The organism is Ochrobactrum sp. PL_is501 (genome assembly GCF_055816895.1).
Window position 1 is genome coordinate 234,768 of record NZ_JBVPGR010000038.1, and the last position, 21,988, is coordinate 256,755.

The 21,988-nt window shown below is 56.7% G+C and carries 15 protein-coding genes; 8 read left to right on the forward strand and 7 right to left on the reverse strand.

Annotation, left to right across the window (positions count from 1 at the left end; translation table 11 throughout):
- The 6 genes from AC0TOF_RS18345 to AC0TOF_RS18370 form a co-directional block, all read right to left on the reverse strand.
- The gene (locus AC0TOF_RS18345; RefSeq protein ID WP_473769302.1) at nucleotides 1-1,260 is read right to left on the reverse strand and encodes a glycosyltransferase family 4 protein; all 1,260 of its coding nucleotides are present in this window, start codon (nucleotides 1,258-1,260) and stop codon (nucleotides 1-3) included.
- On the reverse strand, nucleotides 1,260-2,099 hold the full coding sequence (locus tag AC0TOF_RS18350) for a class I SAM-dependent methyltransferase (protein WP_473769303.1): 840 nt from the start codon (nucleotides 2,097-2,099) through the stop codon (nucleotides 1,260-1,262). The genes AC0TOF_RS18345 and AC0TOF_RS18350 overlap by 1 nt, the downstream gene beginning before the upstream one ends.
- On the reverse strand, nucleotides 2,096-4,354 hold the full coding sequence (locus tag AC0TOF_RS18355; protein WP_473769304.1) for a glycosyltransferase family 2 protein: 2,259 nt from the start codon (nucleotides 4,352-4,354) through the stop codon (nucleotides 2,096-2,098). The genes AC0TOF_RS18350 and AC0TOF_RS18355 overlap by 4 nt, the downstream gene beginning before the upstream one ends.
- A gap of 136 nt (nucleotides 4,355-4,490) precedes the next feature.
- A complete protein-coding gene (locus AC0TOF_RS18360) occupies nucleotides 4,491-5,150 on the reverse strand; it encodes a calcium-binding protein (protein ID WP_122002475.1) in 660 nt (219 codons plus the stop codon).
- A gap of 383 nt (nucleotides 5,151-5,533) precedes the next feature.
- On the reverse strand, nucleotides 5,534-6,949 hold the full coding sequence (locus AC0TOF_RS18365; protein WP_473769305.1) for an HlyD family type I secretion periplasmic adaptor subunit: 1,416 nt from the start codon (nucleotides 6,947-6,949) through the stop codon (nucleotides 5,534-5,536).
- Nucleotides 6,946-8,721 carry a type I secretion system permease/ATPase gene (locus AC0TOF_RS18370; protein ID WP_473769306.1) on the reverse strand — a complete coding sequence of 592 codons (1,776 nt, stop codon included), beginning with the start codon at nucleotides 8,719-8,721 and terminating at the stop codon, nucleotides 6,946-6,948. The genes AC0TOF_RS18365 and AC0TOF_RS18370 overlap by 4 nt, the downstream gene beginning before the upstream one ends.
- Before the next feature lie 199 nt (nucleotides 8,722-8,920).
- On the opposite strand from AC0TOF_RS18370, the gene AC0TOF_RS18375 reads away from it, so the two are divergent.
- The 8 genes from AC0TOF_RS18375 to AC0TOF_RS18410 all read left to right on the forward strand — a co-directional run bounded on the left by AC0TOF_RS18375 (nucleotide 8,921) and on the right by AC0TOF_RS18410 (nucleotide 19,874).
- Nucleotides 8,921-9,490 (forward strand): MarR family transcriptional regulator, encoded by a 570-nt coding sequence (locus AC0TOF_RS18375; RefSeq protein WP_122002472.1) that lies wholly within the window; start codon nucleotides 8,921-8,923, stop codon nucleotides 9,488-9,490.
- A 45-nt stretch (nucleotides 9,491-9,535) separates the two neighbouring features.
- Entirely contained in the window at nucleotides 9,536-10,756 is a 1,221-nt protein-coding gene (locus AC0TOF_RS18380) for a glycosyltransferase family 4 protein (protein ID WP_473769307.1), read from the forward strand.
- Nucleotides 10,757-11,005: 249 nt separating this feature from the next.
- A complete protein-coding gene (locus AC0TOF_RS18385; RefSeq protein ID WP_473769308.1) occupies nucleotides 11,006-12,511 on the forward strand; it encodes a DUF6212 domain-containing protein in 1,506 nt (501 codons plus the stop codon).
- A complete protein-coding gene (locus AC0TOF_RS18390) occupies nucleotides 12,501-15,185 on the forward strand; it encodes a glycosyltransferase (RefSeq protein ID WP_473769309.1) in 2,685 nt (894 codons plus the stop codon). Before AC0TOF_RS18385 ends, AC0TOF_RS18390 begins: the two co-directional genes overlap by 11 nt.
- A 21-nt stretch (nucleotides 15,186-15,206) precedes the next feature.
- Nucleotides 15,207-16,400: a polysaccharide pyruvyl transferase family protein gene (locus AC0TOF_RS18395; RefSeq protein ID WP_473769310.1), complete on the forward strand. Its 1,194-nt coding sequence runs from the start codon at nucleotides 15,207-15,209 to the stop codon at nucleotides 16,398-16,400.
- A gap of 50 nt (nucleotides 16,401-16,450) precedes the next feature.
- Entirely contained in the window at nucleotides 16,451-17,626 is a 1,176-nt protein-coding gene (locus tag AC0TOF_RS18400) for a polysaccharide pyruvyl transferase family protein (protein WP_473769311.1), read from the forward strand.
- Entirely contained in the window at nucleotides 17,623-18,729 is a 1,107-nt protein-coding gene (locus AC0TOF_RS18405) for a glycoside hydrolase (protein ID WP_473769312.1), read from the forward strand. Before AC0TOF_RS18400 ends, AC0TOF_RS18405 begins: the two co-directional genes overlap by 4 nt.
- Nucleotides 18,726-19,874, forward strand: coding sequence for an SGNH/GDSL hydrolase family protein (locus tag AC0TOF_RS18410; RefSeq protein WP_473769313.1), 1,149 nt, complete (start codon nucleotides 18,726-18,728; stop codon nucleotides 19,872-19,874). Before AC0TOF_RS18405 ends, AC0TOF_RS18410 begins: the two co-directional genes overlap by 4 nt.
- A gap of 4 nt (nucleotides 19,875-19,878) precedes the next feature.
- Here AC0TOF_RS18410 and pbpC read toward each other — a convergent pair whose 3' ends face one another.
- Nucleotides 19,879-21,978 (reverse strand): penicillin-binding protein 1C, encoded by a 2,100-nt coding sequence (pbpC, locus tag AC0TOF_RS18415; protein ID WP_473769314.1) that lies wholly within the window; start codon nucleotides 21,976-21,978, stop codon nucleotides 19,879-19,881.
- Nucleotides 21,979-21,988 lie beyond the last annotated feature (10 nt).

Genomic DNA, 21,988 nt, shown 5'->3' on the forward strand with positions numbered 1-21,988 from the left:
TCATGCTGCCTCGACACGGGCGATACGCAATGTCCCAATCAGATCGAGATAGCGTGCCGCTGTGGTGTCGATGGTGTCCGGATGACGCGCATTGTCACTGAGCGACTGGCGCAAATCCGGGTTTTCCGCCATTCGGCGCATCGCCTGGGCGAGTGCCAGCGGATCATTCGGTGGAACGGTGAGGCCGTTGACCTCATGTTCAATCATTTCGGCCATTCCACCGATATTGCTGCATATGACCGGACGGTTCTGTCCTTGTGCTTCCTGAATGACGAGGGGCGCATTTTCCCACCAGATCGACGGCATGATTGCGCAATCGACGGCCTGGATCAGTTGGGCGATATCCTCGCGGCGATAGGCACCCCGACGCTGGACAAAAGGCGAGGTTTCGGCAAAGAGCCGGTCAATTTCACTGACGAAGCTTTCGCTTTGAAACGGTGCTGAGCCATGCACCCGCAATTCGAAATCGAAACCCTCCGAGATGAGTTGCTGTGCGGCTTCAAGGAGGACCGTTGTGCCTTTCCACGGATTGAGATTGCCGAAATAGCCGAAAACAGGTTTGCTGCGCTCCACCTGCCGGGTTGCGGCCGCTGGACGTTCCGGCTGGCCATTGGGAATGACGCTGATGAGTTCCTCCGCAATGCCCCATTCGACGTAACGCTGCTTGAGAAATTCGCTCGGCGAAACGAACGCATCGACAGCACTCAAAAGCGATTTGATATGCCGTTCGCGCAGCACGAATTTATCGAGCGCAATGTCCTTGAAGCAGGCATGGCAGCGGTCAGGGCTTGCCCCATGGCAAAGTTCCTTGCCGGTCGTGCGGACCATCAATCCATCGTGATGGCAGATCGGATAATAGTCGTGCAAAGTCAGCACGATACGGCAATCAGGCAACGTGCGGCGCACGATATGCGGGAATTCGGCGCCGAGCAAAAGCAGGTGGTGCAGATGGACGACATCCGGCCGGAAATCGTTCAGCAGTTCCACAATGTCCGGAACAATCCCGTAAAGGTCGATCTGGCTCATGTAGAAACGGTCGAAGTGACCCGACCAGAGCAGGATCTCATCGCCGCCATTGCCGATGCTCTGGAAGCTTGTGCCGGGGCGGGCTTCGCGATGCACCTTGTTGGTGGCGCCCATGAACATGGCTTCGCAACCGGCACGCTGATAGGCCCGAAACAGATCGTGCGCGAAAATTTCCGTTCCGCCCGGATGGAGCGACGGATGGTTGTGGGCTGCAATCAGAACGCGCTGGGCCATCAGGCAGCACCTCGCAAAGCGATGAAAATATCCTGATAGTGATCTGCCTCAATGCCGCGCCAATGGCCGAAGGATTTTGTTTCGAGCGTCAGCTTGGCCCCGGCAAGTGCACGATCCAGAAAACCGTTTTCAAATCCCACAGCCGCAAGCGGCGGCAGTTCCGGCACGAACCAGCAGGGTCCGCTGCCATGGCGCTCAAATGCAAGCCGCCTGTCGCGTTTGCCATGGCGGTCGCGTGCGGCCACATCGTCCACCACGAAAGCCGTCATGAACAGTTTCCCGCCCGGCGCAAGCACACGGGAGATCTGATCGAGATAGGTCTTGACCTCGTCTGATGGCAGGTGCGTGACCACCGATGTCATGATGACGAAATCGAAACTGTTGTCCGCGAATGGCAGGACAAGGCTGAGCCCATTCACTGCACCCTTGGGATTATAGAGGTCATGGGCGATATCGATGTGACGAAACTCGAAATTAGGATAGCGCGACGTGATGTTCTGGCGGCACCAGTTTACGCCGCCTGCCACGGGATCGATGCCGGAATAGCGGGCTTTGGCTGGATCGAGATATTGCGTCAGCGGCACTGCCATGCGTCCGATGCCGGAACCGATATCGAGTACGCGGGCGTCGGGCCGAAGTCCGCCCTTGCGAATGAAGTGTCCGAGGAACTCTGCCCCAACGGCGCGATAATCTCCATCGCCGACGAACACGCTGTTCGGATCGGGGGAGGGCAGAAAACGGTTCGTCAAAACAGACTGCATCAGCCAGTCGATCTGTGCACTCGGTATTGCTGGTTTGGCTTCAGGTTCTGGCTGTTTCAGCACTACCACGTCCGTCACGCGGCGCTCCTTTCAGATTTTGTCATGATCACGTTCGACAGGTCGACTGTGCGCTCCTGTTCCCGTGGCTGGGCCATCAACTCGGTAATGTCGTCGTCCCAGCGCTGTGTATGGAGCCAGGAATTATATTGGCTGGCGAGGCCGCGCATGTAATCCGCGCTGCGACGGATCGAGCGGCGTTCGAAATGGTAAAGCGCTACGGAAGGTTCGTAGAAAATCTGGAAGCCGAGTTGCCTGATCTTCAGGCAAAGATCGCTATCCTCATAATCGCCGATGACATAATCCTCCGTATAACCGCCGACGAGATCGAAGATATCCTTGCGGGTTATGAGGCAGGCGCCGGTGACGCCCGGAACTTCGCGGGACCGGAGTGCCGGCGGATAGTTGCCCGGCATGCCCTTGTAGTAGTGGTGGTTCAGCCAGATGCCCTGGCGGTCACGCGCAAAATAAAGCCCGGCATGTTGAAGCGAGCCGTCCTCGAACAGAAGGCGAGGGCCGATTGCTCCGAGCTTCGGCTGGTCGAACAATGGCTGGATCAGTTGCTGCAACCAGCCATGTTCGGCGGGCACGACGTCGGAGTTCAACATGACGATGGTCGTTCCGGTCGCTATGCTGGCCCCTGCATTGCAGGCACGCGCATAGCCGCCATTGCGGTTCATGATTGCCAGTTTGAACGGCATATCATGCAGAATGTGCAGCCCGCCCAGCATGTGTTCGGTGTCGTCCTGAATTTCAGGGGAATCCAGCACGAAGATGAACTCTGCGTTTTCCAGCAGCCATGGGTCGGTTGCCATGGATGAAAACTGGAAACGCAGGAAATCGAGGTTGCGATAAAGCGGGATAACGATGGATGCGAGCGGCGAGGCCGGCGTCGTTCCGTATTCCTTAACCTCGGATATATGCACTGTTGCGGCGAGCTTCTTCTCTACTTCTGTGAGGGCTGGTCCCAGAATATGCGAGAAGACGTGTGGCCTTGCCTGTTGCGGCGGTACGGATCGCAAAATGCGATTGCGCTGCGTCGATGGCTCGAAGGGCTGCGGTGCGGGCACAAGAGGCGCGGTCGCGCCCGATGCAAGGCGCAACTGGAACCGTGGCTGCAAAAGCGGCCCGAGATTTTGTACCGAAGGAAGCCAGGCGACAAACCCTGTCACATCCTGCTGGGGTGCATCTTCGCGCTTGGCTATCTTGCCGGGAAATTTGTGAAAGTTCGGCTTCAGCGACAGCGCGCTTCCGTTTTCCGGGAGATATTCGATATCCGCCAGCATGGCGGCGGGATCATGCATCCATCCCCCCACGATCAAGCCGCCGTCGAGCGCCAGAGCGAGGTCGATTTCCGCAGCGGGGTGGCTGGGAGACTGCGCGATCTGGCGAACCGGCAACGGCGCGCGCGTTTGCAGGTCAATGGCAACTGCGGCCCCCGCCGGGCTGAGTTTGCCAAGCTGGCGAACCAGAAATTCGCGCAATGCGCCATTACCCTGCCATTTGGTCCACCATTTGGCAAAATCTGTCGGTTCGCCAGTATTCGCAAGCTTGCGAACGGCAACGCCTTTCTGACCGGTGAGCACCAGCAACAGCGAAGACGGCAGATCCTGCGGTGCTTCCAGCAGAAAATGGCAAGGTTGCCAGGCATTGCGCGTCTGCTTGCCCACGACAAAGCGTGGCGGAATAACCATCACGCTGCCGGAGGTGATGCCATAGATGGCGGAAATCTCGCCCAGCATTGGGTCGACCGCTGTTTCAAGGAGATGGTGTCCCTGAACCGGTTCGCCGCAATGCTGGGCCTCGCGCGGTTCCGGCGTCAATGCGAAAGTCAGGTCACGCACGAGGGATGCGAAAGTCTGGTTTCGCGAAAGCCGGAAAGTGCTGCGCCACGTAGTCAGAATGGTGGTCAGAAGCTTGATATGTCCGGGCAGGGTAAGTTCGCTAACGACATGCTCGACGTCGAAGGGGGCAAGTTCACTGGCCGGATAGACAACAGCCTGAGTAGTCGGACCAAGGGAGCCTGCGGAAAGCGAAAGTTCGGCAGGTTCACTGCCCGTGCGCATGGCCCAGAACATGCGCAGGCCGCCGGTTTCGAGTGGAATGCCGACACTCAGCAGCGGAACCGGCTGAACCGGCATTTCAAATTTGCATTTGGTGGTTGTACGAGCCGGGCCTGGAATATCCCAGATGACCACAGCGACATCGGCGCAGAGGCGGCAAATGGAGAGGTTCTCGGTTTTGCTTTCAGTGTCCGCCGAATGGTCGAGGTTCAATGTGAGGCCCTTTCATTCTTGCAGGAATTGCGGCTTGCAGGAAGGTCCGGGCACGCAAAACTGGGGAAGATGCGTGCCCGGTAAAGACGAAACGTGCCCGGCGGGAGGAATGCCGGGCACGCTCTCAATTGTTCAATTAGTGAACGGTGAAGTACTGGTCGGGATGAGCCTGTACGTCATCTGCATTGGTGTTCACGAGTGTAACGGTGTCGCCATTGCCGAGATCGACAACGACATTGCCACCAACCTGCGTGACACGGTCGGCAAGATCGTCTGCGGAAGAGATATCAAGGCCATTGATGCCCTTCTGAATCTGCAGAATGTCTTCACCGGGATTGAAGTCGAGAATGACGTCGTTTCCGCCGCCACCGTTGAACAGGAATGTATCGCTGCCATTTCCACCGATGAGAACGTCGTTTCCTGCACCGCCATCGAGGATGTCGTTGCCGTTCCCACCGTAGAGAATGTCATTATGCGCGCCGCCATAAAGCAGGTCGGAGCCGTTGCCGCCCTGGAGAATGTCATCTCCATTGCCGCCATACAGCACGTCACTGCCATTGCCGCCGCTCAAGACGTCGTTTCCTTCATTTCCGAAGAGAATGTCGTTCCCGTTTTCGCCGAACAGGGTGTCATTGCCCGTGCCGCCGAAAAGGATGTCACTCCCGTTGCCGCCGAAGATAGTGTCGTTGCCATCGCCTCCGAATACGAGATCATCACCGCCATGGGCGCGGATGAAGTCGTCAAAACGGGAGCCGAACAACACGTCGTCGTAGGCGCCGCCTTCTAAAGTGGCCATCTGCTTCTCCTTGTGTTCCTATATGGGGTTTCCACAAGCCGGAATGCTCCGACCATTATGCTCTTAGTAGTCTGCTCTGCATTAAATGGAATTGCAACATCGGTAATTGGTATAATTTTGGCAGTCATAAGTAACAAATTATTACGATTAATTTATATTGCAGTTTTATAAACAGAAATATGTATTATATTTATCGTCATTATAATTTTTATTTAGATTGTATTTATACGGAAATTAGTTCCAAATTTGAAATATTGGATTGATGGACGGAGAAATACAAAATTTTTCAAAATGATAGCGCCGCGCATGACATTCATGCACGGCGCTGCGTTCTTCTGGAGCCTCAACCTGTGATCGAATTTTACTTTGAAATTCTCTATTTATTAATCTTCGCGGAACGCGCGGTTCAAACTATCCGTGATCGGTGAAACCAGATAATCGATGGCGCGGCGTTCCTTGTGCACGATGATTATTTCGGCAGGCATGCCGGGATAAAGTCGGGCAGTCGGATTGGCGGCAAGCGATGCCGGAGTAATTTCCGCTCGCGCCACGAAAAATGCAGTGTCGGTCTTTTCATCGAGTGACTGATCGGCGGCAATATAGGTCAGTTTGCCATCGAGCGGTGCCATCGAACGTTGATTATAGGCGGTCAACCGTATCTGTGCGCCCGCACCGACCGAAATGCTGTCGATGTCGCGCGGACTGATCTTCATTTCTACGACCAGAGGTTCGTTTTCCGGAACGATATCCATGATTGCCTCGCCGGGAGCGATCACGCCGCCTGGCGTGCGCAGCCGGATATTCGCCACGATGCCGTCCTGCGGCGAGCGAACTTCCACGCGCCGCATCACATCCTTGGCGGCAACGATACGCTCCTGCACATCGGAAAGTTCGACCTGGCTCGACGTGATTTCACCTGCAATTTCCGACTGGAGATCGCTTTCGATGCCGGTCAGCGCGAATTCCGCACCGGCTTTTGCCTGCTCGGCTTTTGCCTTGTCACCGGCATATTCGCCACGGTCGCCGGCAAGCTGGCTGAGACGCGTATCGATTTCCGTAAGCTTCGATTTCTGGGCGAACCCTTTTTCAACGAGGCTGGCAATCGCCTTGCGTTGATCGCTGATGAGCGCGATCTGCCGATCTGTGGCAGCGATCTGCGCGGTCGAAGCCTTGGCCTGCTCCGTATACTGCTCGATGGTCTTTTGTTGAATGTCGATCTTGCTCAGTTTCTGCGCAAACCGCTTCTGGAAAAAGATGTTTTCGGCGCGGATGGCGTTTTGCGCGTTCTCGCCACCATCGGCGAAACCTTCCGGGAAACTGATTTCCTTTTCGCCCGATTGCTCGGCGCGCAGGCGGGCCAGTTTTGCGATCAGGCCGATGCGTCGGCTTTCGAGCGACTGGAGATCGGAACGTGCCTTGGTGTCATCGAGCCGGAGAAGGGGCTGGCCGACCTTGACGATATCGCCTTCCTGCACCAGCAGGCGATCCAGAATACCGCCCTCAAGATGGCTGATGGTCTTGCGTTTGGAATCGACAATGACCGTGCCCATCGCGACTGCGGCGCTTCCCAGATTGGCGGAATAGGCCCAAGCGAAAAATCCGCCAAAAGCGACGCCGATCGTGGCAAGGCCTGCGATGATGAGGCCGCGCAAAGGTGATCTCGAATCCTCCCGCTCAAGGTCGAGCGCCCATTCAGGTTTGACGCTGCCGAAACGGGTGAGGGCCTTGTGATCCGACGATTCTGCACGCGGAGCGAGCAGGCTGGAAACACGACGAGGAATAACCGATTTACCCATCATGCGTTTGCGGCTCCCATTTGCGGGCCATTATTGGCGGGTGTCAGTGAGGCGACGACATCGGTGCGCGGACCGAACTGCGAGATGCGCCCGTTTTCGAGTACGAGAAGCTTGTCGGCGACCTGCATGATAGAGGGGCGATGTGCGATCATGATGACAATGGCTCCATCATCGCGAGCATGTTCGACGGCCCGGATGAGGGCGCGTTCACCGACGGCGTCGAGGTTCGAATTCGGCTCATCGAGAACGATCAGACGCGGGCGATTGTAAAGGCAGCGGGCAAGGCCGATTCGTTGGCGCTGTCCGCCGGACAATGTCAGGCGACCGTCGCCGACCGGGGTATCGTAGCCAAGCGGCATGCGGCCGATCATTTCATGCACATCGGCCAGACGCGCAGCTTCCAGCACGCGATGCGGATCGCTGTCACCCATGCGGGCGATATTGTCCTTGATGGTTCCATCCAGCAGCGAGACAGACTGCGGCAGGTAGCCCGCAATCTCTCCGAAAGAACCGCGTTCCCACAGGTAAACATTATTGCCGTCGAGGAAAACGCCGCCGGAGGTGGGCTTGACGATGCCGATCAGCAGTCGGGCAAGCGTCGATTTGCCTGCGGCGGACGGGCCGACGATACCCAGCACCTCACCTGGTGAAATTGAGAAGGAAATGCCCTTGATGATCGGGACGTCCACGCCGGGCGCGGCATAGATCAGCTTGTCGATCACAAGGTCGCCATTGGGGCGCGGGGTAGGCATGGTCTGGCGTACCGCCAGATTTTCAGAAAGCAGTGATTGGACACGCTTCCAGCTGGCGATGGCACTGACCCACTGACGCCAGTTTTCGACGATTCGGTCGAACGGCATCAGCAAGCGACCGATGATGATGCTGGTCGCAATCATCGCGCCGGGTGTGATTTCCTGCTGCATGGCTAGGAGCGTGCCTATTCCGAGCGACCCGATCTGGATGATGAAGCGCGCCGTGCGAGCAATCGAGGACAAGGCGCGGGCGCGTGTTCCGCCAAGGTCGAGCACTTCGAGTGCCTGAACCTGCATCGTGCGCCAGCGGCGAGCCAATGCGGGGAGCATGCCCATCGCTTCGATGACTTCGGCATGGCGCAAGCTGCTGCCGATCTTCGACACCGCTTCGATATTGGCTTGATTCGCCTCCTGAATCAGATTTCGAGTAAGGAGGTCAGTCAGCACGCCGCATGCGATCAGAATGATGACGGCGACAAGGCCGATCACGCCCAGCATTGGATGAAGCAGGAATAGCACGCCGAGGAAGATGGGCGACCAAGCCGCATCCAGCGGGGCGTTGATGGCGGGCGACGTCAGGAAACTGCGCAGTTCGTTGAGATCGCGCAGCGTCTGAGTCGCTTTCGGCATGCCCTGATTCACGGAGGCCTGTACGGCGGCGGTCAGAACCGCGAGATTGAGGCGGCGCACAAGCGCGCTGCCCATGGCCTGGAAGGAAAGCGACCGGATAAACTCCAGCACGCCGAACACCAGCATGGCGCCAACAGCGAGCACGGTGAGCATGGTGAGCGTATCCATGCTTCGGCTGTTCAGCACCCTATCATGAACCTGCAACATATAGAGAGGTACAGTGAGTTGTAGCAAATTGATACAGGCGCTCAGCAGCACTGCATAAAGTAGTCCCGACAGGAAAACGCGGCGGGCCTTGAAAATCAGGCCTTTCGGCGTAGTTACCGAATCGTCCTGCCCCTTTTTGTGCGCAGGGCTCTTGCCAATCGAGTTGATTTCGCGAGTATCATTCATACGCTATCTGCCTTGGAATGGTCACAGGTGGCGGATATCCCTAAAAACTGTGTGCTAGTTCTCAAGTTCAGTAAAGTAATACTGCAGAGAATGTGACAGAAAAAAGGTTCTTACGGCGGGGAAATGCGAAAGGAGCAAGGAAAATATAACTGCAAATTTCTTCAAAATTTGAAGTAAAATTGAAAATGGAGAGCAAAAGATGCAAAAACTTCTACACGAGGGAGTGGAAGTCGAAACATCAGTCGATGGCTTTACTGCCGTTGATTTTCCTGAAGTTACCGCCGAAAAACAGGAACGCAGACATCCGGTTCATACAGTCGTTATCACGCATTTCGAACTGGCCCGGATGATAGAACGAGTGAACCGCCGCTTTGTGAGCTTGCTTAAAACCGAGCTGACGAAGTTGGGCGTGGAAGATATCGGCCCGGCCCAGACCCTGGTTCTGATGGCTATCGGCGATGTCGAGCTCACTGTGGGTGAATTACTGGATCGCGGACATTATGTCGGTTCCAACATTTCCTATTATCTTAAGCAGCTTACCGACGGCGGTTATGTCGATCGTGTTACCTCGCAGAGGGACAAACGGTCCGCTCGTATCCGCCTGACGGACAAGGGTGAACGGCTGTGTGCAAGCTTGCGCAATGCAAGCCGCTCCTACAACCATATCCTCACCCGGGATGATGACGATCTCAAGAATCTGGAGATTGCCTATCAGACACTGCACCGGCTGGAACTCGTGTGGGGCAATGCCGCACGATTTGGTATCTGATGTGTTGCGGCGGTTTTTGGCTGTCGGTCGAGCACGTTTTGTAACATGCGTATAGCATTTGTGCACAGGCGTGGCTTCGGCCAATTCGCTGCGCTAGCCGAGAATCTGGCTACCAGCGGACATGATGTAAGCTTGATCTGCGAGACAGTGGACCGTCGCCTCCCAGCGGTCCGCGTCATCCGCCACAGAGTGGAATCTGGTCCTCGCACCGGCGGTGCGATGGCCAGATATCTGGAAGTACCCGATCATCATACGAGGATCGGGTACCGCGTGGCCGAAACCCTGGAATCCATGGCCCATCACGGACAGGCGCCCGATATCGTTGTCGGTCATATTGGCTGGGGCAGCATGATGTTCGTCAAGGACGTGCTGCCCTTGGTGCCTGCACTCGGCTATTGCGAGTTCTTCTACCGCGCGAATGGCGCGGATGTGGGCTTTGCACCGGGCGACCGGCCAGACATTGAAACCCGCAAGCGCTTGCGTCTGCGCAATATGGCGCAGCTTGTTACCCTTGAGGGTATCGACGGCGGGTTCAGCCCGACGCACTGGCAAAAAAGCCTCTACCCGCATTCCGTGCAGAATCGTATCGCGGTGGTTCACGAAGGGGTGGATACAAAACTTTTCTACCCGGACCGTCATGCAACGATTCGGTTGCCAGACGGGCGGACGCTGAAAGCGGGAGAATCGCGCGTCATTACATTCGTCGCGCGCGATCTCGAACCCTATCGCGGCTTTCCGCAAGCGCTGGAAGCGGCGGCCAAGGTCATTCGCCAAAACGACGACGCGATTTTCGTTTTCGTCGGCGGCGATGGCGTCAGCTATGGAACGCCGCCGCCCGGCGGCGGTTCGTGGCGAGAGCATCTCGTCAGGAATTTCGATTTGCCGCCGGATCGCATCGTATTCCCCGGCACGATCCCCCATGCCCAGCTGCGGAAACTTTATCAGATTTCGACTGCCCACATCTATCTGACTTATCCGTTCGTCCTGTCCTGGTCGGTCGTGGAAGCGATGGCATGCGGCGCGCTCATCATCGGTTCGGACACGCCGCCGGTGCGGGAGTTGATCCGCTCGGGCCAAAACGGATTGCTTGTACCGTTTTTTGAGCCGGACGTGCTGGCGGAAGTGATCATGAACGTGCTTCGCGATCCCGACGCGTGTCTACAGATGCGGGCGGCAGCACGCCGAACCGTTGAAACCCGGTTCAAGTTGTCGGATTGTTTACGCCAGCAAAAAACCTTGATCGATGCAGTATTGAATGGCCGGTAGGCCGTATGTGGCGACAATCGGGCATTCAAGTCCTTACAAATAAATATAAAACTGCGTATTTCTGCGTGTTTACGCTATTGTCGAAATATATATTCATATTGTTTCGAATTTCGAATTAAATTCATTCCAAATATTCGCAATATTATCATATAGTTGATGCTATAAGACTGTTGACAATACATACTCTGTATTTTCTCATTGCAGGTGCAGGCCGAGACTCCCAAGTCGGCCATCACACAATGGATGATTATGTTGAGCACACCACTTCCTGCGATCTCGGCGCGGAAATCCCGCCGATATGCCATTGCTTCGATGCGTGATCGTGAAGCGCTGGAAGCGACGTCTCTGGGCGAGCTGACGACCTTTGTCGAAGGAGACGGAAAACGCCTTCGTCTGGCAAATACATTTCCACTCATTGCGGTCGCTGCTTCGCAAGAGGGCGAGAACGAACTGAAGACGGTTCTGCAGCAGATCTATCGTCTGAGCACCATTCCCGAACTACCCGTTGTGCGTGTCGACGAAGCATCGCCCGAAACCGCTCCGCTGCTGGTTACGCAGTTGCTCGAAAATAGCCTGGATCGTCTTGTCGGCCATGTCAGCAAGGTTCACACCGAACTCGCAATGCTGCGCCGCGAGCGCGAGACCATGTTTGAGAATTATCGGGCGATTGAAGACGCATTTCACGCTCGCAACTGGGATTCCTCAACGGAGATTTTCAGCCACGCCCCTCTGGTCGATCCAAAGGACGAAGGCTTTGCGCGGCTGCTGCGCGAATCGGAGATCGAGCAGCTTTTCCCGGTTTCGAGCTATGCCGTTTCCGGTTTTGCTCTCCATTTCCGTGACCTCCCGGCCAATCGCAATGGCCAGTTGATCGTGACGCTGGACTATCTTGAAAATGGCGAAGGAATTGCCGAGTGGCTGGTGCCTTACGGTACGTTGCATTCGGAATGGAACTTCTTTTCGCTTCCCAAGGCATGTGACGGTGGCCATCGGACGCTGCGCCTGCGCATTTCTGCCTCGGGCGGAGTTCCGCCGGAACTGTCGCTGGGCAATGTGATCGCCAACGAACGTTATGCGGCGCGGGCTCGCATTCCGCATGCCGATCTCGACATGCGCCCGCTCGCATTGCGGATTTTTACCGGCTTGCCGGGTGTGCGCCCGGCATCGTTGCCGAATGCCATCGTGCCGACTGCGCTGATCAATGGCCGAAAGGTTGACGACTATCGTCTGCCGGTTGAACTGCTGCGCAACGTGGCCAACGTGTCCGTGACGCCCATTACTCCGGATTTTCCGACCGTGCGTTTTCTGGAACATGAGGATGCCATCGGTTGTCACCCGCTTGAGGAAGGCGTCACCGCAGCCGCAATCCGACGGGTGGTCGCGCCGGGAACGGTCCGCGTTTCTGCGCGGGCAGTGATCGACCATCCGGAAGGCCAGCCCTGCGCGGTCGGCCTTTTGCTGGTCAATCTGGCATCAGATGTGAAGGAAGAAATCGACGCGATTTCCAATATCGACCGCCGACGCCAACAGGTTTTGTTCAGCGGTTGGTCGGAAGTCGCACCCAATCGTCCGATCGATATCAACTTCATGCTTGAAGGACCGGTCGACCGGACAATGGACCTCGTTGTTCTGAGCAAGGCAGCTGCGGATTCCGTCGATTTTTCGTGGCTCAAGGTCTTCAACTTCCGGCTGGTCAAGCACATCGAAGCCCAGCCTGGTCAGGAATTGGTCAAAGAGGCTGCGAATGTACGATAGGTCGAAGGATTTGATCGTCGTTGCCATGCCGCTATACGGCCATGCGGCGCTTGCGCTCGAAGCACTGGAAACCATTCTCGCATCAGAAACGGTTTTCCGGACACAGATCGTGGTGTCGGTGGACGGAGATCCGCGCCGTGAAGTGTTCGACAGCCTGATGCTCTATGCGGCAGCACATTCCAATATCCACGTCATCTTTGGCGAAAATGCCGGTCCCGGCGGTGCCCGCAACCGTGCCGTGGACTATATTCTCGAAGAAATGCCGGATGTGAAGGCGGTCTATTTCGTCGATGCCGACAACCGGGTGCAGCCGCACACCATCGACACGCTCTACCGTCAGCTGTTGGCGTCGAATGCTGGCTGGGTTTATACCAATATCGACACTTTCTCCGTCAACTGGCGCGCACATTACGGCAACAGCTATTCGCGGCTGATCCACTGCATCACGGACAATATCTGCGATACGGGATCGATGATTTCCGCGGAGGTTTTTCGCAGCGGTGTGCGTTTCGATGACGACCGGCAAAATGGTTTCGAGGACTGGGAGTTCTGGCTTTCGGCGATTGAAGCGGGGTTCGTTGGGACGCCTTGCCATGATACCGGCTTTGAATATCGCCTGCGCGCGGAAAGCCGCTTCAAGGAGGCCAATCGCGACCGCTCCGGCTCGATCAGTTTCCTGCGCAAGCGACACAAGGCGCTGTTTCGTCGCCCGACACTCGTGGGTTTCGAGCATGAGGAATGCCCGCGTTATGGCGTGATCCGCGCAGGCGAGGGGACGGTCAGCCTTTTTACCGACCTCAGCCTTGGCACCACTGATCTCAAATTCGATGATGCGATCCGCGCATTTTGGGGCAGTGTTTCGGAGCCGGATAATTTCCATTTCCCGCCGTTTCTTGCCTCGTCCAACACAGAAACGCTGAAACTTCTGGCACGTTCGCGGTTGTTGCCGAATATCCTGTCGCGGCTTGAGAGGCTGGCGGAACAGGCCAATATCGTCTTTGTGGAACTTACCAATGTGGAAGACGAGCGGCGGATCGATACGGAGATCATGCCGTCGGGTACGCGGCAGCCACATGCCGATCTGATTTTCGTTTCGACCAGACTGATCAAGGAAATCATCGAAAACGATGCACTGGACTGGTTCGCTTCGTTGGGTACGCAGCAATTATGGCCCACATCGGCGCGAATGAAGGTACGTTTCCCGTTTCCGCGGGTGCGTCAGCGCCGGGCCTTGTCGCGGCCTGAACAGTCGATGCTCAATCTGGTGACATCGATTGCAACAAGCCCGCTGAAGCAGAGTGCAGCCACACGCTGGACATGGCGTCCGCGTCGCCTGCCGGCCCTTTCCGAAATGTATCAGGTGCTGCGCAGCGAACTTGGTGGCGGACCCGTTTTGCCGCTTGCGCATAACCCGGCAAGGAAAAAGACGGCTGCCGTTCTGGTGCCGAACGCCTCTTTCGGAGGGGCGGAAAAGGTTGCCTATGCCGCCGGTCGTGAGTTGAAGAACCAGGGGTTTGAAACCCATCTGTTCGTTCTCGGCAATGAACGCATGGACGTGCTCGATGAGTTCGACCAGTCCTTCGATTACTTGCATTTCTGGAAGGATGGCATTCCCGCCTGGGGCGACACAAATCGCTTTCTCGGTCAGGACTTCATCACCGAGGACCATCCGCTGGACTGGGGTGTCCTGCGCGGCCAGCTGTCCGGTTTCGATCTGGTGGTGAACAACCACGTCATGGCCGCGCATCCCCTGATGGGGAAGCTTCGCTCGGAAGGCACGCGCACCGCCTGCTATCTGCATGTGGTGGACGAAACGGTCTTCCGCCGTCAGGCAGGTCAGCCCTATGCGGCGATCGCGTTCGAACACGCCTATGACGCTTTTCTCACCTGTTCGGATCAGCTGAAAATCTATCTGCACAGCTTCGGCGTACCATATGAAAAAGTGTTTTCGGTGCCAAACGGGGCCAGTTTTTCAATCGATGCAAAACAGCGGGAGCAAGTCACCGCGGCGCGCAAGCAGGGCCGCAAGGGCGAACCGATGCGTATCCTCTATATGGGCCGTCTCGACCGTCAGAAGGGCATCGACCGGCTGCACGACGCAATCGTCAAGCTGAAAGAGCAGGGCATTCCGTTCGAGGCGCAGGCCATCGGCGGCGAAATTCTTTCCGACGATCCGAGCGCATCCTGGATGACACGTTTGAAGGATGCAGGCGTTAAAGTCTCGCCGCCCGTCTTTGACGGCAAGGACATTGCCAACCATCTGGCATGGGCCGATGTTCTGCTGATGCCGTCGCGGTGGGAGGGCGCGCCCTTGATGATCGCCGAAGCGCAGCAGCTTGGCTGCGTGCCGGTGGCAACAGCCGTCGGTGCCGTCGATGAGCTTATCAATCACGGACGCGACGGCATTCTCATCCGCAATGGCAACGATGCGCAGATTGTCTCCGACATGACGCGCATTCTGACGATCCTTGCGCAGGATCGCGAAGCTCTGATGCGAACTGCCGAAGGCGCCCTCGCTTCAGCGGCCCACCGCACATGGAGCTCGGCCTTCTCCGAATTTACCGATTGGGCGAACGAAATACGCCCCGTTTATCCGAAATCCCGGTCTTCCCAGCCGGATGTTGCAGACGATGCCAGTGCGACCGCCGTTCTCCCCGGCCGCGCAGTTGCCTGATTATACCAGAAAGGTCGACCTATGAGCCGCCCAACCAACCCAAGAATCCTCGTCACGGGCATTCCGAGCCATCTGACGCGCCTCATCCAGCGTGCGGACAAGGCGCAGGTCTATTATTCGGAAAAGCAGCGGGATTCCGAATCCAGGGATAATTTTATCCAGGAACTGAAGAACATCTCCAATACCGGTAATTATCTGATCGGCGAAGGGGCGATGACAGCACTTCTGCCGACCGCCACGCACATTCCATTTTGGCACCTTTATAATTGCGTCAACAATGGAACGGGTCTGGAGGAGATCAACAAGCAGTTCGATATCTGCGTCTTCACCTGCGCAAACCTTCTGCGCAAGGGCCTATCGGCAGATGCGGAAGCGCTTGTTCTGTCAAAGCTCGATATGCCCGTTGTCATGCTTGGTATCGGTATCCAGAACCGTCCCGATATTGAAAGTGAGGACGGCCTGCCGGCGGGTACCAAAAAGCTTTTGGAAGTTCTGAAAAGCCGCGAACACTATTTTCTCACGCGGGGCGAAAATGCAGCCGGCTATCTCCGCGATCAGGGCTTTTCCTATGTCCGACCGGTCGGCTGCCCGTCGCTTTATTTCCGACCGGACAATATGCGCAAGGCGATCAGTCGCCTGCCGGAGGTGAAGGTGGGCGAGGGCCGCACCGTGTTCACCGGCTACATGGGAGCGGAACTCGAAACCATCGGCGATATGAATGCGCTCGGTTCCGATGACGGACGTTCAGCCTATGTGGTTCAGGATGAGCTGTTGCATTTCGACATGCAACTCGAATCCGATGCCAATGGCCGCGCCTACGATTCAACCACCGGCGAGCTGGTCGGCCCGCTCACCTATAAGGGGTCGGGCGATCTGAAAAAGAAGGTGAGTGTTCACGCCTTCCTCGATACCAATCAATGGCGCGCCTGGTGCTCGACCATGGACTTTTCCTTCGGTCGCCGCTTCCATGGCAATGTCATCTCCATGCAGGCTGGCGTGCCGAGCCTGATGGTCGCCGTCGATGACCGTATGCGCGAGATGCTCAATTTCTCCGGATTGCCGAAGATCGATGCGCGCGATCTCAACGCCGCCAACGACAGGCGGGCTTTCGTCAGCGACCACATCGCCGCGATGAACATTCCCGAAGTCATTGAAACTTACTCGGCGCGAGAACGCAATTTCCGAAGCGTGCTTTCAGAAATCGGCATCGGCTGACCTCAGGCTCTCTTCAACAGTTTCCTTAATTCCAGCGAAGATGGATCACCATGCGCATAATGATCACCGGCATTCCGTCATATTTGATGCGGACCGTCGAAAGCGTTTCCGGGGCAAGAGTGAAGCATCGCCCCTATTTCGAGCCCATCCGCACCAAGAAGGATGTGATCGATCAGGTCAAGAAGATTGCCAATACCGGCAATTATCTCATCGGTGAGGGCGCGGCCAACGCGGTGCGCGGCCATGATGTGACCTATGTGCCGTTCTGGCATCTGGCGAACAGCCTCAATTCGCCGGATACCTATGCGGAACTCAACGAGAGCTTCGATCTCTGCCTGTTCGCTTCGGCCAATCTTCTGCGTCCCGGCTATGCGGCCACGACGGAATCCTTTGTCTTCGAAAAGCTGAACATGCCGATCGTGGTCATGGGCATCGGCATTCAGAAGAAGGAAAACCTTAAAGCGGAACTGCCGGAAGGCACGCGCCGTTTTCTCGAAATCCTGCGCCGCAAGGAGAGCTTCTTTCTTACACGCGGTCATTTCACCGAAGAGTTCCTGAAGGATGCGGGCATGAAATATGTCCGCCCAACCGGGTGTCCGTCGCTCTATTATGCACCGGACCAGATGAAGCGCTCACTGAGCCGCCTGGCCGATCCAAGCCTCGCTGACGCGCAGAAAATCTCTTTTGGCGGTTATCTTGGCAGCGTTGCAGATACGATCGTCGATGCGCACGCGCTGCTCGAAAAGGACAGCGTTGCAAGCTATGTCATTCAGGACGAGGTGATCGTCTACAACATGAACATGGCGGGTGAAGATCATGCGGAAGCTTACGATCAGGCCGCAAGCCGCATCACCGCGCCCGTTGATTACAAACATATGGAAAAATGGCAGCGCAAGAACGAGCTGCTGGTGTTTTTCGACACGCATAAATGGCGCAGCTGGATCTCCAGTCAGGATTTCGGCCTGAGTCGCAGATTCCATGGCACCATCATTGGCATGCAGTCGGGGATTCCCGGACTGATGATCGCCGTCGATGACCGTATGCGGGAAATGCTGGGCTTCGTCGGATTTCCGCATATCGAGGCAAGCGTCTGGAACCGCGAACCGCAGAAAAAGGCATATCTGCGCGACTTCCTTTCCAAGATTGATGTGCCCGCAGCCATCAACCGCTATTCGGAATGCGAGGCCAATTTTAACGGTGCGCTGAAAGATATCGGTATCCGATGACGAAACTTCGCAAGAGTGTTGGGGGCAGGAAAGGGGCAATGGCAGCTTTGCTTGGCGCTGCCTTGCTTGCCGTCGCGCCCAGTTGCGCTCTTGCCGACACGCGCTTTGGTGTCAATCGCGTCAATATGGCATGGCTCAAGCCAGCCGAGCGCGAGCAGATATTCGATCAGATGGTGAAGAACGGTGTGGTGGCGGTTCGTCTGTCACTCACACGTCCGCTTGATCAAAGTATCGATGCCGTCCGCCTCGCACATGAAAAAGGCCTGGCCATTTTGCTCGAAATCTCGCTCAACAATGCGGATTTTTATCCGGAAGGGACAAAACCCCGGTCCGGGCGCGGACGTATCTGGGACATGTATCGTCTGTCCGACATATTCCCCGAGCGATTCCAAAACGCGGTGGCGGATGCTCTGCAAAAGATCGATGCGCTGGGGGTGCCTCTGGTTGCGGTTGAACCCGGAAACGAGATCAACTGGGGCGCTTATAATGGCGATCTTGCCATTCTGCCCAAGGAGAAGATGAAGACCGCGCGCTCTTTGGCCGAGATGGAGGAACTTCCTCTGGTCGAAAAAGGTGCGGAAAAATATGTCGAACTTTTGCGTATCGTGCGCGGGGAACTGGCAAAAACCAGACACAGCGCCAAGGCAAAAGTCGTATCTGCGGGCCTTTCCGATATTCCCTTCATCGATGCGGACCGGCGCGGGATAGACACTGTCGAACCTGCCGCCTTTACCGATCTTCTCAAGAAGTACGGTCTGGATGAAGCTGCCGATGGCTACGGCATCCACATCTATCCCGGCAGCAGCGGCACGCGGGCTGCGCGCGCAAAGCATATCAGCAACGCGCTATCATTCTGCGGCGGTACCAATGGCAAACCATGCTGGATCACGGAATGGGGCTTCGCCAACACGTCAAAGGCCTGTCCGGCCAATGACAATAATCGCCAGCAACTGGTTGAGAAGGCGCGTGATCGCTTTCGGCAGATGATGGATAGCGGCCAGATCGCAGCCGCCTATTATTTTGATTGGGATGCAAGCACGTATGGTGTGTGGCGCTGCGGCGCGCTGACGCCAGCCGGTAAAGCTGCAACGGTGACGCAATGAAACTCAAGACTGTAATCATTGGCGGTTCCAACACCGTCATGCTGCCGGGCTATCTGCCGACACTTCTGTCGACGATGGCCCGGCGCGGGGTGGAACTCGATATAGTCGCCGATCTTGCGGTCGGCGGCACGACGAGCGCGCTCGGTCTTTATCAGCTCAAGCAGTTTGAACAGCTCGAAGAGTGCGAGCTGCTGCTGATCGAATATGCAATCAATGATGCTTTTGTTTACGGCGATGAACGGCGTCCATTCCGTCATTGGGCGCGGTTTTACGAAGGGATTATTCGTTACGCGCTTGAACGCAATCCGAATTTGCGGATTGCAACGCTTGTGTTCGGTGCGCGCAATGGCTCTTTTCTGAATTCCGTGCCTTCGATCGATGCGGGCATCAATTACATCTCCCAATGGTATGGAACGATCTCGGTCGATGTCTCGCGAATGCTGATGCAGCAATATGGCCGCGATGTCGTGGGCAATCCGGCATTTTATCTCGATCAGGGCCATTATGCGCGGCCCGTTTCGACAACGATCGTTGCGAATTTGATTGCTGATGTTCTTGAATCGGCCCTGTCGGTTCCGAACCGTCCAAAAGCGTTGCCATTCGCCATCGATCCGGACCATTTCGCAAATGCTCGCGCCTTGAGCGGCGAGCAATTGTGCAAGCGGCTCGGACGCGTGCCAGTCCAATACAGCAATCGCCGTTTCTCGATCTCGGCGCTCGATCTTGGCTTGGATAAAATGCGCTTTGAGGTTGATGGTGGTCAGCTTCTGGCGCTTGGCTATGTCTGCGATCCGCGTATTCCGCCGCTTGATGTGGCGATGGGGGGAGAGGTGCATCGCGCTGCGATGATGAAGGGAGGCGTGCGCGATGGAACCTACAAGTTCCTCGTTTCGATGTTGAGTTTCGAGTTTCTATATGGCGCTAAGCTTCTGGAAGCGCGGGGGAATGTTGCGCTTACCCTGTCGGCTGCCGAAGAGGGCGTGGAACACAAGCTGCATGTTCCCAAGGATAGCACGCAACATGAGGAACTGCCTGCGGAGCCGGTACTTCCAATTACCGGCATCCTGTTTTCGGGCAATCTGAAAGTCATGTCGCTGGAGAAGCAAGCAGCCGGAAACGCCATTCTATCTGAAGCTGCCCAATAGGCCGCTATTCAACAAAAATGTTGACGCTTGCGGCCCGTCCGGCTGCATCGACTACAGTCAGTGTCGAATATCCGGTTCCGTCCGGTTGCCAATTTGTCGTCCTTCTCCGTTCGATCTCGGCGATGGGCTTGCCATTGGCAAGCCAGCGAAACGGTGCGCGCCCGCCTTGTAATTTCAGCACCAGGGGCGATGCATTATCGGTCAGGGCTTTCAATTCAACATGCGCGCCATCGGGTGGAAACACGATGCGCGGTGCAGGCTCAATTGAGGCCTTGAGAACCGGCAGAGGATCGCTCGCAGACGAAAAACGTATCTGCGTCACTGGAAGATCGGCGCGCGCTGTGCGAAACGCGCCTGCGGGCGCACGCGGCAGCGGCACGGATGCAATACCGGAACGCACAAAGGCTTCAAACAGGATAGGTGCCGCCGAAACATAACCGGCAAGGCCCGGCACTGAGCCGCCATCGGCACGTCCAACCCAGACACCCAGCACATAACGGCCGTCATAACCAACCGACCACGCATCGCGATAGCCATAGGACGTGCCGGTCTTGTAAGCGAGGCCGAGGCGTTTCGCCCCTTGTGGCGGCACGACACCGGCCAGAATATCGCCGATCTGCCAGGATGCCTGCTCGGTGAGAATAGGGGCGGATGGCTGCATCGGTTCCGAACTTTCCGTGCCATCACGAAGGGCAGCGCCTCGCCCGCCATTGGCAAGCCCGGTATAAAGCTGCACCAGATCCCGCAGGCTGATGCCCGCGCCGCCAAGGCCGATAGCCAGCCCCGGTGCTTCGCCTTTTGGCAGTTGCAGATTAACCGCCGCCTGACGAATGCGTGTCGTCAACCGCGCAGGGCCGACCGCATCAAGAAGACTAATGGTCGGCACATTGAGCGACATTTGCAGCGCCTGACGGATGCTGACATCACCCTGATAGTTCATATCGAAATTGCGTGGGCGATAGCCTGCGAAATCCTGCGGGCGGTCCTCGATGATGGTTTCCTGTGCGATCAGACCCTGCTCGAAGGCCAGCCCATAAATGAAGGGCTTGAGCGTAGAACCGGGCGAGCGCACGGCGCGGGTCATATCGATCCAGCCCTGCCTCTTGCCATCGAAATAGTCAGCGGAGCCAACCTCACCCAGAATATTGCCGTTACGGCTGTCGGCCAGCACCATGGCTACTGAAACTTTCGGACCGAGTTTCGCAGCGGCTTCCCGTGCCACAGCTTCCAGTCCCGCCTGCACCGACTTTTTAAGTGTCAGGTGATGCCGCGCCTCGGTCGGTGCCTGCTTCAATGCGAGATCGGCAAAGTGGGCGGCCAACGATGGCAAGGGATGACGCGTAGCGGATATGCGCTCACGCGATGCACGCTCGGCTTCCTCGTTCGTGAACACCTCAGACGAAACCATGCGTTTCAACACACGATCCCGTGCTGCAACTGCATTTTTCATCTCGCGGTCTGGACGGCGGCGCTCCGGCAATTGCGGCAGAGCCACAAGCAATGCGGCTTCCGATGTTGTGAGGCGCAGCGGCTCCTTGCCAAAATAGGCGAGCGAAGCTGACCGCACGCCTTCCAGATTGCCGCCATAGGGCGCGAGCGTCAGATAGCGCTCAAGAATTTCGGACTTGCTCAGCCGCCGCTCAATCTGGACCGCACGCGCAAGCTGCCGGAATTTGGAGCCGAAGCTGCGGCTTTCGCGCGGCTCAATCAGCCGGGCAAGCTGCATGGAAAGTGTGGAGCCGCCGGACACAATACGGCCGCTCCCTGCAAGCTGCATCGCAGCACGTGCAAGCGCCCGGAAATCAATGCCGCCATGATCGTAAAAACGCTTGTCCTCATAGGCGATCAGCATTTTCACGAATTTTGGATCTACATCCTCGATCCGCGTATTCAAGCGCCAATAGCCGTCCGGCGTTGCATAGGCGCGGAGCAGGGCGCCATCGCGATCCATGACTTCAGTAGAAATGGTCAGCCGTTCCGGCAAAGGCGGAGGATAGGCGCGGTCGAGCCAGTCAAGCCCGACCACGGTTCCAATAGCGGCGATGCCGAGAAACGCGGCACCGCCAATCGCTATTTTCCAACGCCTTTTCATTTGTTTGGCCATGATCTTGTCC

Bases quoted from the DNA above. Each gene is read 5' to 3' on its own strand.
- AC0TOF_RS18345 (WP_473769302.1), bottom strand. From the start codon at position 1,260: ATGGCCCAGCGCGTTCTGATTGCAGCCCACAACCATCCGTCGCTCCAT.
- AC0TOF_RS18360 (WP_122002475.1), bottom strand. From the start codon at position 5,150: ATGGCCACTTTAGAAGGCGGCGCCTACGACGACGTGTTGTTCGGCTCC.
- AC0TOF_RS18365 (WP_473769305.1), bottom strand. From the start codon at position 6,949: ATGATGGGTAAATCGGTTATTCCTCGTCGTGTTTCCAGCCTGCTCGCT.
- AC0TOF_RS18370 (WP_473769306.1), bottom strand. From the start codon at position 8,721: ATGAATGATACTCGCGAAATCAACTCGATTGGCAAGAGCCCTGCGCAC.
- AC0TOF_RS18375 (WP_122002472.1), top strand. From the start codon at position 8,921: ATGCAAAAACTTCTACACGAGGGAGTGGAAGTCGAAACATCAGTCGAT.
- AC0TOF_RS18380 (WP_473769307.1), top strand. From the start codon at position 9,536: ATGCGTATAGCATTTGTGCACAGGCGTGGCTTCGGCCAATTCGCTGCG.
- AC0TOF_RS18385 (WP_473769308.1), top strand. From the start codon at position 11,006: ATGTTGAGCACACCACTTCCTGCGATCTCGGCGCGGAAATCCCGCCGA.
- AC0TOF_RS18390 (WP_473769309.1), top strand. From the start codon at position 12,501: ATGTACGATAGGTCGAAGGATTTGATCGTCGTTGCCATGCCGCTATAC.
- AC0TOF_RS18395 (WP_473769310.1), top strand. From the start codon at position 15,207: ATGAGCCGCCCAACCAACCCAAGAATCCTCGTCACGGGCATTCCGAGC.
- AC0TOF_RS18400 (WP_473769311.1), top strand. From the start codon at position 16,451: ATGCGCATAATGATCACCGGCATTCCGTCATATTTGATGCGGACCGTC.
- AC0TOF_RS18405 (WP_473769312.1), top strand. From the start codon at position 17,623: ATGACGAAACTTCGCAAGAGTGTTGGGGGCAGGAAAGGGGCAATGGCA.
- AC0TOF_RS18410 (WP_473769313.1), top strand. From the start codon at position 18,726: ATGAAACTCAAGACTGTAATCATTGGCGGTTCCAACACCGTCATGCTG.
- pbpC (WP_473769314.1), bottom strand. From the start codon at position 21,978: ATGGCCAAACAAATGAAAAGGCGTTGGAAAATAGCGATTGGCGGTGCC.